Origin of the sequence: Marinilactibacillus sp. XAAS-LB27, from assembly GCF_036039175.1 — a bacterium.
Classification (GTDB): domain Bacteria; phylum Bacillota; class Bacilli; order Lactobacillales; family Carnobacteriaceae_A; genus Marinilactibacillus.
Genome location: NZ_JAYXKP010000006.1, coordinates 129,243 through 142,910, shown reverse-complemented (window position 1 = coordinate 142,910; position 13,668 = coordinate 129,243). Strand labels below are relative to the sequence as shown.

General features: G+C 36.0%; 15 protein-coding genes. 12 read left to right on the top strand and 3 right to left on the bottom strand.

Translation table 11 applies throughout. The features are described 5' to 3' along the window. Positions 1-271: 271 nt before the first annotated feature. On the top strand, positions 272-1,201 hold the full coding sequence (locus tag VXN63_RS08995) for an ROK family protein (protein WP_327757709.1): 930 nt from the start codon (positions 272-274) through the stop codon (positions 1,199-1,201). Positions 1,202-1,220: 19 nt separating this feature from the next. Then, a complete protein-coding gene (locus VXN63_RS08990; RefSeq protein WP_327757708.1) occupies positions 1,221-2,030 on the top strand; it encodes a carbon-nitrogen family hydrolase in 810 nt (269 codons plus the stop codon). A 188-nt stretch (positions 2,031-2,218) separates the two neighbouring features. On the opposite strand, the gene VXN63_RS08985 is transcribed toward VXN63_RS08990, so the two are convergent. Both VXN63_RS08985 and VXN63_RS08980 read right to left on the bottom strand, forming a co-directional pair. Continuing rightward, on the bottom strand, positions 2,219-2,512 hold the full coding sequence (locus VXN63_RS08985) for a hypothetical protein (protein WP_327757707.1): 294 nt from the start codon (positions 2,510-2,512) through the stop codon (positions 2,219-2,221). A gap of 427 nt (positions 2,513-2,939) precedes the next feature. Continuing rightward, positions 2,940-3,392 (bottom strand): Lrp/AsnC family transcriptional regulator, encoded by a 453-nt coding sequence (locus tag VXN63_RS08980; protein ID WP_327757706.1) that lies wholly within the window; start codon positions 3,390-3,392, stop codon positions 2,940-2,942. A 121-nt stretch (positions 3,393-3,513) separates the two neighbouring features. On the opposite strand from VXN63_RS08980, the gene VXN63_RS08975 reads away from it, so the two are divergent. Both VXN63_RS08975 and VXN63_RS08970 read left to right on the top strand, forming a co-directional pair. Continuing rightward, a complete protein-coding gene (locus VXN63_RS08975; RefSeq protein WP_327757705.1) occupies positions 3,514-4,068 on the top strand; it encodes a cysteine hydrolase family protein in 555 nt (184 codons plus the stop codon). A 27-nt stretch (positions 4,069-4,095) separates the two neighbouring features. Next, positions 4,096-4,638, top strand: a complete 543-nt coding sequence (locus VXN63_RS08970; protein WP_327757704.1) for a GNAT family N-acetyltransferase — start codon at positions 4,096-4,098, stop codon at positions 4,636-4,638. A 72-nt stretch (positions 4,639-4,710) separates the two neighbouring features. Here the strand turns inward: VXN63_RS08970 and VXN63_RS08965 are convergent, their stop codons facing one another. Further along, positions 4,711-5,373, bottom strand: a complete 663-nt coding sequence (locus tag VXN63_RS08965) for a CAP domain-containing protein (protein WP_327757703.1) — start codon at positions 5,371-5,373, stop codon at positions 4,711-4,713. Between the two features lie 243 nt (positions 5,374-5,616). Between VXN63_RS08965 and VXN63_RS08960 the strand changes: the two genes are divergently transcribed. The 8 genes from VXN63_RS08960 to VXN63_RS08925 all read left to right on the top strand — a co-directional run bounded on the left by VXN63_RS08960 (position 5,617) and on the right by VXN63_RS08925 (position 13,647). After that, entirely contained in the window at positions 5,617-7,017 is a 1,401-nt protein-coding gene (locus VXN63_RS08960) for an MATE family efflux transporter (protein ID WP_327757702.1), read from the top strand. Positions 7,018-7,156: 139 nt separating this feature from the next. Next, positions 7,157-7,783, top strand: coding sequence for a glycosyltransferase family 32 protein (locus VXN63_RS08955; RefSeq protein ID WP_327757701.1), 627 nt, complete (start codon positions 7,157-7,159; stop codon positions 7,781-7,783). 191 nt (positions 7,784-7,974) lie between these two features. Continuing rightward, positions 7,975-9,603 carry an amidohydrolase gene (locus VXN63_RS08950; RefSeq protein ID WP_327757700.1) on the top strand — a complete coding sequence of 543 codons (1,629 nt, stop codon included), beginning with the start codon at positions 7,975-7,977 and terminating at the stop codon, positions 9,601-9,603. After that, positions 9,584-10,489 carry a YitT family protein gene (locus VXN63_RS08945; RefSeq protein WP_327757699.1) on the top strand — a complete coding sequence of 302 codons (906 nt, stop codon included), beginning with the start codon at positions 9,584-9,586 and terminating at the stop codon, positions 10,487-10,489. The genes VXN63_RS08950 and VXN63_RS08945 overlap by 20 nt, the downstream gene beginning before the upstream one ends. A 36-nt stretch (positions 10,490-10,525) precedes the next feature. Continuing rightward, positions 10,526-11,185 (top strand): ABC transporter ATP-binding protein, encoded by a 660-nt coding sequence (locus VXN63_RS08940; protein ID WP_327757698.1) that lies wholly within the window; start codon positions 10,526-10,528, stop codon positions 11,183-11,185. Then, complete coding sequence (locus VXN63_RS08935) at positions 11,175-11,939, top strand: ABC transporter permease (protein ID WP_327757697.1); 765 nt, start codon at positions 11,175-11,177, stop codon at positions 11,937-11,939. The genes VXN63_RS08940 and VXN63_RS08935 overlap by 11 nt, the downstream gene beginning before the upstream one ends. Positions 11,940-12,383: 444 nt before the next feature. Continuing rightward, on the top strand, positions 12,384-13,268 hold the full coding sequence (locus tag VXN63_RS08930) for a 3D domain-containing protein (RefSeq protein ID WP_327757696.1): 885 nt from the start codon (positions 12,384-12,386) through the stop codon (positions 13,266-13,268). A 172-nt stretch (positions 13,269-13,440) separates the two neighbouring features. Continuing rightward, positions 13,441-13,647, top strand: coding sequence for a hypothetical protein (locus tag VXN63_RS08925; protein ID WP_327757695.1), 207 nt, complete (start codon positions 13,441-13,443; stop codon positions 13,645-13,647). Positions 13,648-13,668 lie beyond the last annotated feature (21 nt).

Genomic DNA, 13,668 nt, shown 5'->3' with positions numbered 1-13,668 from the left:
GATATCAAAGAGCGAATAACTGCTTTGAAATCGTTTACTTCTTATATACTATTTATACACTAAAATTTGTTCGAATTCAAATAAAGATTAGAATTAGTACAGATTTAAAAAATAATATAGCGTGTAATCGATGACATATTACAAATGGCGAGTAGAAAACTTTATTCAAATAACTGATTTGGAGCAAGAAAATTTGTAAAATGGTAGAGTAGTGATAGTGTAGAAAAAAGAAACAATCAAAGATGAATTGGTTTAAAGTTGGAGGAATACAATGAAGAACTATTTAATATATGACGTAGGCGGCTCTTCAATCAAATATGCCGTAATGAATGAAGAAGAGATTTTAACTAAAGGCAAGACCAAGACACCTACAAATAATATGGAAGACTTTATGGACGCCATTGGAGATATTTACAACGAGTTCAAAAGTGACATTTCTGGAGTAGCTTTCAGCATGCCTGGCATTATTGATTCAAGTACAGGCTATGCTGTTCACGGAGGATCCCTTGAGTTTATTCATCAAATGAATTTAAAAGAAAAACTGGAAGAAAAGATCGATCGGACGATTGTGATCGAAAATGACGGTAAAAGTGCTGCCCTTGGAGAAGTTTGGAAAGGGAAGTTACATGGTATAAAAGATGGTATTGCACTGATCATTGGAACAGGAATTGGTGGGGGCGTTATTGCAAATGGTCAGTTGATTAAAGGACATCATTTAGCAGCTGGGGAATTCTCTATGATTAGAACGGATGGCCAGTCGCCGCTAGCTAAAGACAAAGTATTTGCGAATAAAGGCAGCGCAGTGAAACTGGTTAAGCGAGCCGCCGAAGCTCTTGGCGAAGATCCAAAACACTATTCTGGGATAGAGTTCTTCAAAGAAATTAAAGCGGGTAATCAGAAAGCGGAAGAACTATTTTCGCAATACTGTCAGACCATTGCAGCTCAGATCATGAACTTTCAAACCATGTTTGATCCTGAATTGATTGTGATTGGGGGCGGTATGAGTGAAGAACCGTTATTTGTTAAAGGAATTCAGCAAGCCGTTAATCACTTGTTTGCTGAAGATTTTATGACAGAAATTAACGGTTTTCAAGCGAATGTTGTTCAAAGTGAGTTGGGAAATGAGGCGAACCTGTACGGAGCGCTATACCAGTACCTGTTGAAAACAAATCAAAAAGATATAGCAGATAATTTCGAGTAAGAGAGGGGAGGCAGTAACAATGAAAATCAGTGCGATTCAAATGGATCTTGCGTTCAATGATCCAGTCAAGAATGAAGAAAAAATCGAGCAGCTCGTGGGGGACATTATTCGAAAAGAGTCTCCAGATACAATTGTACTTCCTGAAATGTGGAACCTTTCATTCTATCCAAAAGACGTTAAAGAGAACGCAGATAAAGAAGGTATAAGGTCAAAAGCTCTGCTTAGTAGATTAAGTAAAACACATCAGGTCAATATTGTGGGCGGCACTGTCGCAACGATTTCTAACGGACAACTATTTAATTCAAGTTACCAGTACGACCGAATGGGTCAACTGATTCATACCTACCATAAGGTGCACTTGTTTTCACCTTCTGAAGAAGATAAAGTCTTTACACCAGGTCAAGAACTAGGTGTGTTTGAATTAGATGGCATTAAAGTAGGCATTGCAACCTGTTATGATTTGCGGTTTGTAGAATGGATTCGCTTGTTGGCGCTTGAAGAGATTGAAATTTTATTTGTTCCAGCAGCCTGGCCGCACCCACGCGTCAGTCATTGGCAGACTTTACTGAAGGCTCGAGCCATTGAAAATCAAGTGTTTGTGGTAGGCGTCAATAGTATTGGTCAAGCAAACGAACTGAAATTTTGTGGACATTCTGTGATTTTGGATTCATTAGGAGAAGCTTTGGCTGAAAGTGCAGAAGAAGAAACCATTCTGACTGCTGAATTAGATTTGAGTCATCGAAAAGAAATCAAAACACAAATCAATGTGTTCAAAGACCGCAGATCAGAGCTATACCAGATAAAAAAGAAAAATAATAGGTTCTTTTAGATGCAACTTTCGGTGAGAGAACTAAATGATTTCTGAAAGAACTAAAAATGATAAATCCATAAGCTATTTTTTTATGCTTTCCACCTTTAAATTAATGGAAAAATTCAATTGGCAGGAGTAAACGCATGATATAGATTTTATTCAGAATAAAGATTATACTTATATTACCCTTTCTAAGAACTCTCAATCTAGTTTTTAGACAAGCTCTTTAACTCTCCAAGGGCAACGATTAACTCTTTTTTCTCCTCGACTAAGAAAACCTTAACCGAGTATCCTGCTGTAATTTCTTTAAATCCTTTAATTAACACCAGTCTATCTTTTAAATGCTTAAGCTCTTCATTTATAGGTTCCAATATGTAATAAGCTCCTTTTTTTAGCTCATAATTTCTTCTTCCATATTGGCCGATAACGTCTACCTTGATTTTTTCTACTTCGGTGTTGTTATTTCTTATAACAGAAGCAGTTGTTACAACCTGATTCACATTAGTTCCTCCATACCGTTTTAATTATCATACTATAGTTGTAGAAAAATTTTGGAATAATATGCCTATTAAGGGATATGTTGATTAAACAGGTTAAAGGATAAATCATAGTGCAACGTTAATAAGGATGTTGCGTTTCTGGGGATACAGTTATCATTATTGACGAAGTCATAGAATGTCCTAATGTATAAGCTAAATGAACTGTTAAGACGACTGCTATACGTGTCTTTAACGTTCTTTGTAAGATATTCAATAATTTTTAAAAGTGATGAGACAAAAGATCAAGTAAAATAATAAGATACGCTGGAAATCTACTTTAGATTTTCAGCGTATCTTATTTATATATAAGCAGTTGGAGCGCATCTGTTGTTTAATAGATATGCAAAATCGACTTTTTCCTAACCTTGGTAATTTACTATAAAAGCGATTAGTTTATGTTTGATTCTAAATCTAAAATATTAGCATGCTTAATCTCATTTACAGACAAGTATAGTTGGTAACTACCATGCTCAAGGATTTCTTCAAGGATATGGTTCAATGTATCCTGAGAATAAACTTTTACTTTTAAATGATAACAACCTTCTCCAGATATACGATTAACTTCAACTATTTCACTTCGAGTATTAATATACTGAATAAAAGATTTATGGCATGAAGTTTTTAAATAAATAATAATAAAACCAGTATAAAAAATCCCTAAATTCAACTCATTAATTGCTAATGTGTAAGATTCAATTATACCAGCTTCTTCAAGTTTTCGAACTCTATTTCCCACTGCTTGTCCGGTCATATTTATTTCCCTACCTAGTTCTTTCCACTGGATACGAGAATTTTTAGATAATAGTTTAAGAATTTTAAAGTCAATGTTATCAATATCCATGATACAATCCTTTCATCATGAAAGTATATGGCCTAATAGAGTTTCATTGGTGTATAGACCGATAAAAATACTTTCTTTATTATATATAGTATAACAAAAAAAACATATGAGGTGACTGAAAATGAATACAGCTTTAATTATTGTAGATATACAGAACGATTATTTCCAAGATGGGAATATGCCATTAGTCAATCCAGATCAAGCCCTTTTAAATGCCACTAAGGTTCTAAAATGGTTTAGAAAAAATAATAAAGAAAACATTTTTCACGTACAGCATATCGCTAGTGATCCGTCAATGGGATTTTTCATTCCCGATACAAAAGGCGTTGAAATCCACACCTCCATTCAACCTGAAAAGGGTGAAGAAGTTGTGATCAAACATTTTCCAAATAGTTTTTTGAATACGACTCTTCAAAGTAAATTAAAAGAAAAAGAGATAACTAGCGTTGTGGTCGTTGGAATGATGACTCATATGTGTATTGACGCGACTGTTAGAGCAGCTGTAGATTTAGGGTATCAAGCGACACTTATTGAAGATGCATGTGCTACAAGAGACTTGTCGTATGCTGGGCGAGAAGTAACTGCTGAGTCAGTTCACAATGCATTTGTTGGGGCACTAGATGGTATGTATGCTGGTATTACTTCCACAGAAAGATTTTTAGTTAATAAAAATTAAGTGATTTCCTACTAAAGAATCAGCTTAATGAAAGGTAAAATTATGATTTGCTTAGTTAATTTAGACAAAGTAGGTATAAATAAAAAAGTTAAAAATCTTTATATGAATGAATTTCCAAAATACGAGCGGTACCCTTTTTGGTTTTTAAAATACCAATCTAAAAAAAAAAATAGTGATTTTTATGTTATTTACGATGACAACGAATATGTCGGTTTATTGTATTTAATTTACTATAAGGATATCGTCTATATCCTCTATCTAGCTATTAATCATTCGAAGCAATCTAAGGGTTATGGTAGTAAAATTTTAAATCAGTTGAGCCAAACTTATAGAGGGAAAAGATTATTACTAAATATTGAAAAAATAGATAGTACCGCATATAATTGGGAACAACGAATCAAGAGGAAGAAATTTTATAAAAAAAACGACTTTACAAACACAAATTTTGAAATTACAAATAAACACGTTGTTTATGAAATCTTATTTCAAGGTAAAGAAGTATATGAAAATGAATACCATAGGCTGTTTAAATCTTATTTAGGATCAATATTATATTGGTTTTTATCCTAATAATCTTGTCAATCGTAATAGAATTAATAGGTTAAAGAGGCGAGGACTTTTGTCCTCGCCTCTTTAAGGATTTTATTGTGGTGTACCGAAAATCTGCGTTGCATAGAGGAATTCTCCGTCATAATGAACACCGATACCAACTTCTTGGAATTCGGGACGAATCATATTTTCGTAATGGCCTTCACTTTCTACCCAACCATTGAAGAGTAATTCTGCCATAGCTGTTTCATCTAGGTAGTTCGTTGCCATGCCTAGGTTCTCGCCGACAATTGTATAAGGATAGGAAATTCCTTCTTCCTCAAAAACCGAGAATGTATCTGAACCATCTGGACGAGTATGAGAGAATAACGTTTCAGTTTCAACCGCTCTAATGTTCGCTACTTCTCTTAAGGTCTCATTTGAAGTGAGTGTAGAAACTTGTTTGTCTTCACGTAATGCATTCAATAAAGTTAGAATTCTATTTTCTACAGCATCATAATCAAGATCAGAAGAGCGTTCTTGAGCGACAGAAGAGACTTGCGTTTCTTTGGGTTGTTCTTCAGGAGCGAATTGCTTAACAAGCTGTTCCGGGTTTTGCAGACTTAAGTTTGACCAGTCGTCTGGAGCTGGGATAAAACGCACGATAGTATCAAGCCAATTTCCTACCATTGTGTTTTGCAAAGCGTTTGTAGTCGCTAGCCAGAATCCTAAAATAATGGCCAATATTAGTACGACTAATTTTCTAATATACTTCATGAGTACAACCGACTCCTTTCGATGGATGCTCACATATTGTATCAGAAAAGTTTGAATAAGTTGAGATTTTGCTATGGATTCTTTAGGTCATAATTTTATTTGTTACGAGAGAATCGTTAAAAGAAATTCATTATAAGATTTTAAACATTCTGCTTCATTTCGGTACAGGCATTCGGTATAATTAGAAAAGTTCTTTTAAAAAACTTGAGAATTCACAATAAAATATAGTAGGTGCACAGTCAAATGAAAAATATGAAATCGAACAAATTAGGCACGATGCCAATGAACCGTCTCGTGCTGAATCTTTCTTTACCGATGATGATCTCGATGCTGATACAGTCTCTTTATAATGTTGTAGACAGTATGTTTGTTGCTCAGATCAGTGAAGAAGCACTGGCGGCACTATCTCTTGCTTATCCTATTCAAATGCTGATGATTGCGATCCAAGTAGGGGCAGGAGTCGGTATGAATGCAGAAATGTCTAGGCGTTTAGGCGAAGATAATAGAGAAATGGCCAGTGAGACAGCGAACAATGGTGTATTTTTAGGAATTTTCCATTATATCATTTTTCTCGTATTAGGACTTACACTAGTGCGACCGTTTTTCGAAGCTCAAACAGATAATCCAGAAATTATTCAATACGGAATAGAGTATACGGTCATTATTACGACTTTTTCAATTGGTAAGTTCATGCAATTTGTTTATGAACGATCCCTTCAGGCTACAGGTCGAACATTTTATACAATGATCACTCAAGGGACCGGGGCAATTTTAAATATTGCATTGGACCCAATCTTGATTTTTGGATTATTCGGTGTTCCAGCTTTAGGTGTCTACGGTGCAGCAATCGCTACCGTTGCCGCTCAACTCATCTCGGCATTATTGGCTTTTTATTTTAATGCTAAATTCAATGATGATATTGATATGCAGTACAAAGGGTTCAGACCCAATTTTAAGGTCATCAAGCGTATTTATGCTATTGGTGTACCTTCTATGATCATGACATCCATCACTTCTGTAGTAACACTTCTATTAAACAACATTCTCTTACAGTTCACACCTACAGCTACAGCGGTTTATGGTGTCTACATTAAACTTCAAGGCTTTGCTTTCATGCCAGTTTTTGGACTGAATAATGGTATGATACCAATCGTTTCTTATAATTATGGGGCCCGAAACAAGAAAAGAATGATTAGTGCTATTAAAATTTGTCTGATTTATGCCATGAGCATGATGCTGATGGGCACGATATTGTTCCAAGCCTTTCCTGAACAATTACTAGCGTTGTTTAATGCGTCAGATGAAATGACAGCGATTGGTGTTTCTGCGCTTCGAACAATTAGTATTAGTTTCGTGCTAGCAGGCTTTAGTATTATTATAGGGACAGTCTTCCAAGCGCTAGGGAATGGTATGCTCAGTTTATGGGTAAACGTGATTAGACAACTCGTTGTACTCGTACCAGTAGCTTACGTGCTCTCGCTTTCTGGAGATGTACATTCTGTCTGGTGGTCAATTGTTATATCAGAAGCTGTGGCTGTGGTCTTTTCAGTTATTGTTATGCGCTATGTCTACAATAAGAAAATTCGTCCGATGTCTAACAACGAACCATTGAACCCAGAACGGTTTGCAAACGAACAAGTTTAAACGGTCCAAGTCTTTTAATTCGACCTTCTCTTAAATCCTAAAAGCCTTTTATTCGATTTTTCAGCAAGTAGTTTGTTACAATGAACTTAGAGTTTTCAAGAAAGTTTCATGATAACATTCAAATTGAGGAGAGACTGATATGATACCAAAAATTATACACTACGCTTGGTTTGGTGGGAACGAACTAGGAGAACTGGAAGAAAAATGTTTAGCTAGCTGGAAGAAATATTGTCCTGATTGGGAGATTATGCGTTGGGATGAATCAAATTTCAATCCAGAAGAACATGGTATATACACAAAACAAGCTTATGAAAGAGAAGACTGGGCCTTTGTCTCAGACGTTGCGCGTCTTTATGCTTTAAAAGAACATGGTGGCGTTTATTGCGATACGGATATGGAACTCATTAAATCTATTGAAGATTTTAGAGACTTACCAGCGTTTTTCAGTTTTGAAATCGAGACAGAAATTTCGACTGGGATAATCGGAGCAGAACCCCATCATAAATTTATTGAAGAATTATATGATGACTATGATGGTCGTGAATTTATCTTGCCAGATGGATCAAGAGATGAAAAAACGAATGTCATCCGTATCACAGAAATCATGACAGAGCGTGGATTAAAGCCAGATAATACAAAACAAATTATTGAGAACTGCCACATCTTCCCTTTAGAGTACTTTTCTCCAAAAGATTATTGGTCTAGAGAAATAGATGCAACAGATAATACTTATGGTATTCATCAATTTACAGGTAGTTGGTTATAAGAAGAACATGAAATTAAAGAAGTTGCCAAGTGAGCACGTCGCCACTTGGCAACTTCTTTTTTTGAATTGATTAAGTTTCCTTAAGTAAGAAAAAGAAACGAAAAAAAGTAATTTTGAAGATTGATTTTAAAATCTATCTCTAGTAATAAACCTCATGATACAATAGAAAAGAATTTAGGAGGCGAAGGACATTGAAATTATATACAAACGGTAAAATTTATCTTGAAAGAGAACAATTCGCGACAGCGATGCTAGTTGATGAGGGTTACATAAAAGAAGTTGGGAATCATGAATTAGTAAAAATTTATCAACATCAGTCCGAAGTGATTGATTTAAAAGGCAAGATAGTTGTTCCAGGTATGAACGATTCCCATCTGCACTTTTTGATGACGGCTGAATACCTTGATATGTTGAACATTACAGATGTCACTTCTATGAAGGAATTGATCGAGCGTTCAAAAGGATATATAGAAGATAAAGGACTAACAGAAAAAGACTTTTTATATACAGAAGGTTGGAATCAGAATTACTTTACAGATATACAAAAAATTCCTGACAGAACCGATTTGGATAAAATTTCTACAACTGTACCAATCGCAATGGTTCGAGTCGACCGCCATATTATGAGTTTGAATTCCAAAGCCATTGAAAGATTGAAATTGACAAAAGACTCTGTTTCTCAAAATGGTGGAGAAGTCCAAAAAGATGTTCAAGGCGAACCTACCGGAGTATTAACGGAAGGTGCGGTTGATTTAGTTCGCTTGTACTTACCGGAAACAAGTATAGAGACAAAAAAACAGTCGCTAAAAAAAGCTATGAAGCTGGCAAATAGCTTAGGAATAACCTCTATGCATACAAACGATGCCAAGGACGAGACGATTGAAGAAACGCTTGCCCTTTACAGAGAATTAGAAAAAGAACAAGCCTTAACTGTCCGTTTCTACCAACAAATCTGGTTCAATGATGCTACGTATATTCAGCCATTTTTTGACAAAGGCTATACATTCGGACAAGGTAGTTTCTATAACAAGATTGGACCAATCAAATACTTTTCTGATGGTACATTAGGTGCTAGAACAGCTGCTATGCGAGAAGCCTACGACGATGATCCAGAAAACAAAGGGATTGAAACGAAATCTCAAAAACAGTTAAATGAAGAAGTGAAGATCGCTGTTGATCATGGTTTCCAAGTCATTATCCATGGTATTGGGGATAAAGGTGTGGAAAGAATACTTGATGCTTATGACGAAGCGCTACAGGGAAAGCCCAATGAACTCAGATTGGGCGTCAACCATATGCAAATTACAGGTCGCGACCTTGTAGATCGTGTAATTGAAAGAGGATATTTGACCTATGTACAGCCTATATTTTTAAATGACGATATTCCGATTGTGTTTTCTCGTATCGGTAAAGAGCGAGCAGAAACGTCTTACGCTTTTGGAACCTTAGCCAAAGCGGGTGTACATCAGTCCTTCAGTTCAGATGCACCGATTGTGTCTTTTGATCCTTGGGAAAATATGTATTCAGCTGTTACCAGAAAAAGGTTAGATGGTACGCCAGAAGATGGATTTTTACCTGAAGAAGCCGTAGATATCTATACTGCTATCGACGCCTACACTTATGAGAGTGCTTATGCAAGTTTTGAAGAAGAGATCAAAGGTAGAATCAAACCTGGACAGTTAGCTGACTTCATCGTGATCGATCAAGATATCTTCACTTGCGATCCTATGAAGATCAAAGATACACAAGTACTTGCAACGATTGTTGGGGGCAAAGAAGTGTATAAGAAGGAGAACAGTAATGAAGAAAATAGAAGTTAAAGATACTTTAAAAAATCTGTTTCTGATTATAATTGGGTCATTTTTATACGCAATCAGTGTAAATACCTTCACTGTACCAAATGATTTAGCAGAAGGTGGACTGACTGGATTTTCATTGATCTTATTTTACTTGTCGGATATCGAACCATCGTATACGATTTTTATTTGTAATATTTTTATTATTGCGATCGGATATAAATTCTTGGACAAGAAAACATTAAACTACACAATTGTAGCGAATGGAATTATTTCAGTTCTGCTATTGGTCGTTTCAGGTCCGAAATGGGCTTTTATTCCAGAAACGACACTGCTAGCGCCAATTGGTTCAGGTGTCTTTATGGGCGCTGGAATCGGGTTAATCATGCTTGGGCATGGGACGACTGCCGGAAGTGACATCCTTGCAAAAATTATGCAGAAATATATTGGTATTAATATTCCGACGTCACTTTTACTGATTGACATTTTTATTGTTGTACCGAGTGTTTTTATTATCGGTGTTGAAAATGTTTTTCTTACGTTGATTAACTTATTTATTCAGACAAAAATGATCGATTTCGTACTAGAAGGATTGAATCCAAGAAAATCTTTTTTTATCATTTCAGAAAAATATGAAGAGATTGCGCGTCAGATTGAATTACAAATTGGTCGTGGTATAACGATACTTGACGGGAAAGGTCATTTCACGGGTAACAAAAAGCAAATTCTCTATATCATTATAAGCCGTAGAGAAGTGCTCACAATTAAAAGAATCGTAGAAGCCATAGATCCCAATGCTTTTGTCACCTTATCTCACGTTCAAGAAGTTACAGGAGAAGGATTTACTTATCTATCTCAAGAGGAACAGGCAGAGAGAATCACAGAAGCGGAAGAACAAGGATTACAATAAAAGAGACGAACTACTTGGTCTAGATTGGAGTAAATCATGAAACAGTCGATTCTATCATTGAACAAAGTTGGCTTTCAAACGAGTAAGCAAACGATACTTGAAGAAATCACATTTGAAGTCCAGGAGGGTGAAGTCATTACGCTGACAGGCCCTTCTGGTAGTGGGAAAAGTACGATATTGAAGCTGATCGGAAGTCTCTTCACACCTACCCAAGGAACCATTACCTACAAAGGAAAGAATTTAGAGAAAATCAATCCTTTGGATTACCGAAAAGAAGTTTCTTATTTCTTCCAAAATGCGGCTTTATTCGATCAGACGGTTAAAGACAACCTAGAATTTCCTTTCACAATAAGGGATCAAAAAATCGATGAAGAAAAAATCAAAGCCTATTTAGAGAAGGTGGAGCTTTCAGATAACTATTATGACAAACCGGTCACTGAGTTATCAGGAGGAGAAAAACAGCGAATTGCATTAATTCGTAACTTGATGTTTGAACCACGTGTCTTACTACTAGACGAAATCACCAGTTCACTGGATGCAAAAAATCGATCTATTATCTTAGGTATGCTAGATGATTTGAATAAGAAAAAACAAGTAACCATTCTTAAGGTAACCCATGATGAAGCAGAAATTTCCAACTCTACTAAAGTCATTAAAATTAGAAATGGAAGAATGGAGGATACTAATGGCGAATAGTCTTGAAATTAGTAACACATCGCTTCTTTTTTCGACTGGACTTTTATTGATTGCTATTTTTGTTGATTACAAACAAAAGCTGGGATTAGGAAACGAAATATTCGTAGCAGGACTTAGAGCAGTCATACAGCTTTTCATCATTGGGTATGTATTGAGTTATATATTTAATTTGGATAATCTCCTGGTTACTTTTGCCATGGTGTTGTTTATCGTATTCAATGCTGCCTACAATGCACATAAAAGAAGCGAAGGGATTCCAAATTCCTTGAAGATATCCTTATTGTCACTAGGGACGGGAACTACGCTGACGTTAGGATTACTGATCTTGACAGGAACAATTGAATGGGTGCCATCACAAATCGTTCCGATCACTGGGATGATTGCAAGCAATGCGATGGTTGCAGTGGGGCTGACTTATCGGGCGCTAAACGACAAATTTAAAGATCAAAGACAACAAGTTTTAGAAAAACTAGCATTAGGCGCAAATGAAAAACAAGCCTCTATGACTATTATCAGAGAAAGTGTTAGAACGGGGATGACACCTTCTATAGATAGTACGAAAACTGTAGGGCTAGTAAGTTTACCGGGAATGATGTCTGGGTTGATCTTTGCGGGAATTGAACCAACAGAAGCAATTCGCTACCAAATTGTCGTCATGTTCATGCTAATAGCTGTAACCAGTATTTCGAGTGTGATCGCCAGTTTTCTAGCATATCAGCAATTTTACAACGAACATAAACAACTGATTCCGTAATTGAAGAGTCTGATGGTAGACAAAAAAGACTAGAATTTGGATTTTGATATATTACAGTATATATGCCAATAAGGATAAGAATAGTTACTCTTAAGGGAATGTTACGATTAATATGTCAGGAACATTTCTGAAGAAAGAATAAAAATACATCAATGTTGTATAGGATGTATGGAAAGTTGTATAATGCGAACGAATTTTTGCTTTCATTACAGTTTGACATAAAACTAGCCGATTGAAATACAACTGTAAAAAAGTAAGTGATATAATACAAGCGTACTAAAAACGCGTAACAACAGGCGTTAGACCCTTTCATTTCATTCTAATCGTGGTAAGATTACATTCGGTCGCAGATAGATTAAGTTTTTAGTGAATCTATCATTCAATAATTAAGCGGCAGAAGTTGAGTATTTACACACTAAGGATAAAATGAAAAGGAGCACGACAATGATGTCAACAGTGCAAAAGTTTTTAATCAAAGCAGGAGCAACAATCGCGTTTGCTTCAATGTTTACTTTCGGAAATATGAGCGACGCTAGCGCTCAAGAAATGTCAGCAGATAACTGGGAACCAAGAACTGTTTCTGAAATTTCTTCAGAGATTGCAGCTCAAAAAGAAAATCAAGATGGTAACGACGCAGTTGAATATACTTTCCAATGGGGAGATACTTTATGGGGCGTTTCAAAAGCAACAGATGTTTCTATCGACAAGTTAGCTAAAGTAAATGATATTGATAACCGTAGCATGATTCAAGTAGATACAAAAATTTACTTGAGTGGAGATTCTTCAATCATTTCAGTTGAAAACAACGATGAAGTTGTCAGCTATGATGTATCTGAAGAAGAGGTTGTAGAAACAGAAACACCTAAAGAAGTTCAAGAATCTGTAAAAGAAGAAGTTGTTGAAGAAGAAGTCGTTACAGAAGCAACACCTGAAGCGACAGAAACAACAGAAGCAACTGAACCCGCTGAAACTACAGCACCTGAAGCAACACCTTCTGAAGAAGTTTCAACGTCTTCTAGTGAAGAACAAGCTTCAGCTCAAAGTGGAAGAACGGTTTCTGTAGAAGCAACTGCTTATTCACTTAATCAGCCTGAACTAGGAAATATCACTTATTCAGGAATCGATCTAAGACAAAATCCAAACGTTATCGCTGTAGATCCAAGCTTTATCCCACTAGGCTCTAAAATCAACGTGCCTGGATATGGTGAATTTATCGCTGGAGATACTGGTGGAGCTATTAAAGGAAACCGTATTGATATCCACATGACAGACATCCAACAAGCTTTACAATTTGGACGTCGCTCAATCGAAGTTCAAATCATCGAATAATAGTATAAAGTTAGAGCCTGACCAGAATGAAATCTGGTCAGGCTTTTTTTTTGCAAATTGTTCATTTATAGAAGTATTATTTTTTGAATCCAAATATATTTATGTTAGGTTATTATTGAGAGAAACGATTCTCTCAAAAAAAGATCGATAAAATAAAGGAGAGAGTAGAAAAATGAAGAAACTTGCAAAACTGACAACACTAACGATGACAGCCGGAATGTTGTTAGCAGCTTGTGGAGACACTACCGACACCGATATGGACGATCCAGCTACAGAAACAGACATGGATACCGATACAGGTACCGACATGGATGAAGACACAGACATGAACGATGATATGGACATGGATGATAGTGATACAGACTCAGACAGTGATTGATGAGCTGTAACACTTCACTTT

What these genes read in the sequence shown, in the direction of transcription:
- VXN63_RS08970 (WP_327757704.1), top strand. Translation starts at nt 4,096, where the DNA reads ATGAAAGGTAAAATTATGATTTGCTTAGTTAATTTAGACAAAGTAGGT.
- VXN63_RS08940 (WP_327757698.1), top strand. Translation starts at nt 10,526, where the DNA reads ATGAAACAGTCGATTCTATCATTGAACAAAGTTGGCTTTCAAACGAGT.
- VXN63_RS08930 (WP_327757696.1), top strand. Translation starts at nt 12,384, where the DNA reads ATGATGTCAACAGTGCAAAAGTTTTTAATCAAAGCAGGAGCAACAATC.
- VXN63_RS08945 (WP_327757699.1), top strand. Translation starts at nt 9,584, where the DNA reads ATGAAGAAAATAGAAGTTAAAGATACTTTAAAAAATCTGTTTCTGATT.
- VXN63_RS08935 (WP_327757697.1), top strand. Translation starts at nt 11,175, where the DNA reads ATGGCGAATAGTCTTGAAATTAGTAACACATCGCTTCTTTTTTCGACT.
- VXN63_RS08960 (WP_327757702.1), top strand. Translation starts at nt 5,617, where the DNA reads ATGAAAAATATGAAATCGAACAAATTAGGCACGATGCCAATGAACCGT.
- VXN63_RS08975 (WP_327757705.1), top strand. Translation starts at nt 3,514, where the DNA reads ATGAATACAGCTTTAATTATTGTAGATATACAGAACGATTATTTCCAA.
- VXN63_RS08980 (WP_327757706.1), bottom strand. Translation starts at nt 3,392, where the DNA reads ATGGATATTGATAACATTGACTTTAAAATTCTTAAACTATTATCTAAA.
- VXN63_RS08955 (WP_327757701.1), top strand. Translation starts at nt 7,157, where the DNA reads ATGATACCAAAAATTATACACTACGCTTGGTTTGGTGGGAACGAACTA.
- VXN63_RS08965 (WP_327757703.1), bottom strand. Translation starts at nt 5,373, where the DNA reads ATGAAGTATATTAGAAAATTAGTCGTACTAATATTGGCCATTATTTTA.
- VXN63_RS08990 (WP_327757708.1), top strand. Translation starts at nt 1,221, where the DNA reads ATGAAAATCAGTGCGATTCAAATGGATCTTGCGTTCAATGATCCAGTC.
- VXN63_RS08995 (WP_327757709.1), top strand. Translation starts at nt 272, where the DNA reads ATGAAGAACTATTTAATATATGACGTAGGCGGCTCTTCAATCAAATAT.
- VXN63_RS08925 (WP_327757695.1), top strand. Translation starts at nt 13,441, where the DNA reads ATGAAGAAACTTGCAAAACTGACAACACTAACGATGACAGCCGGAATG.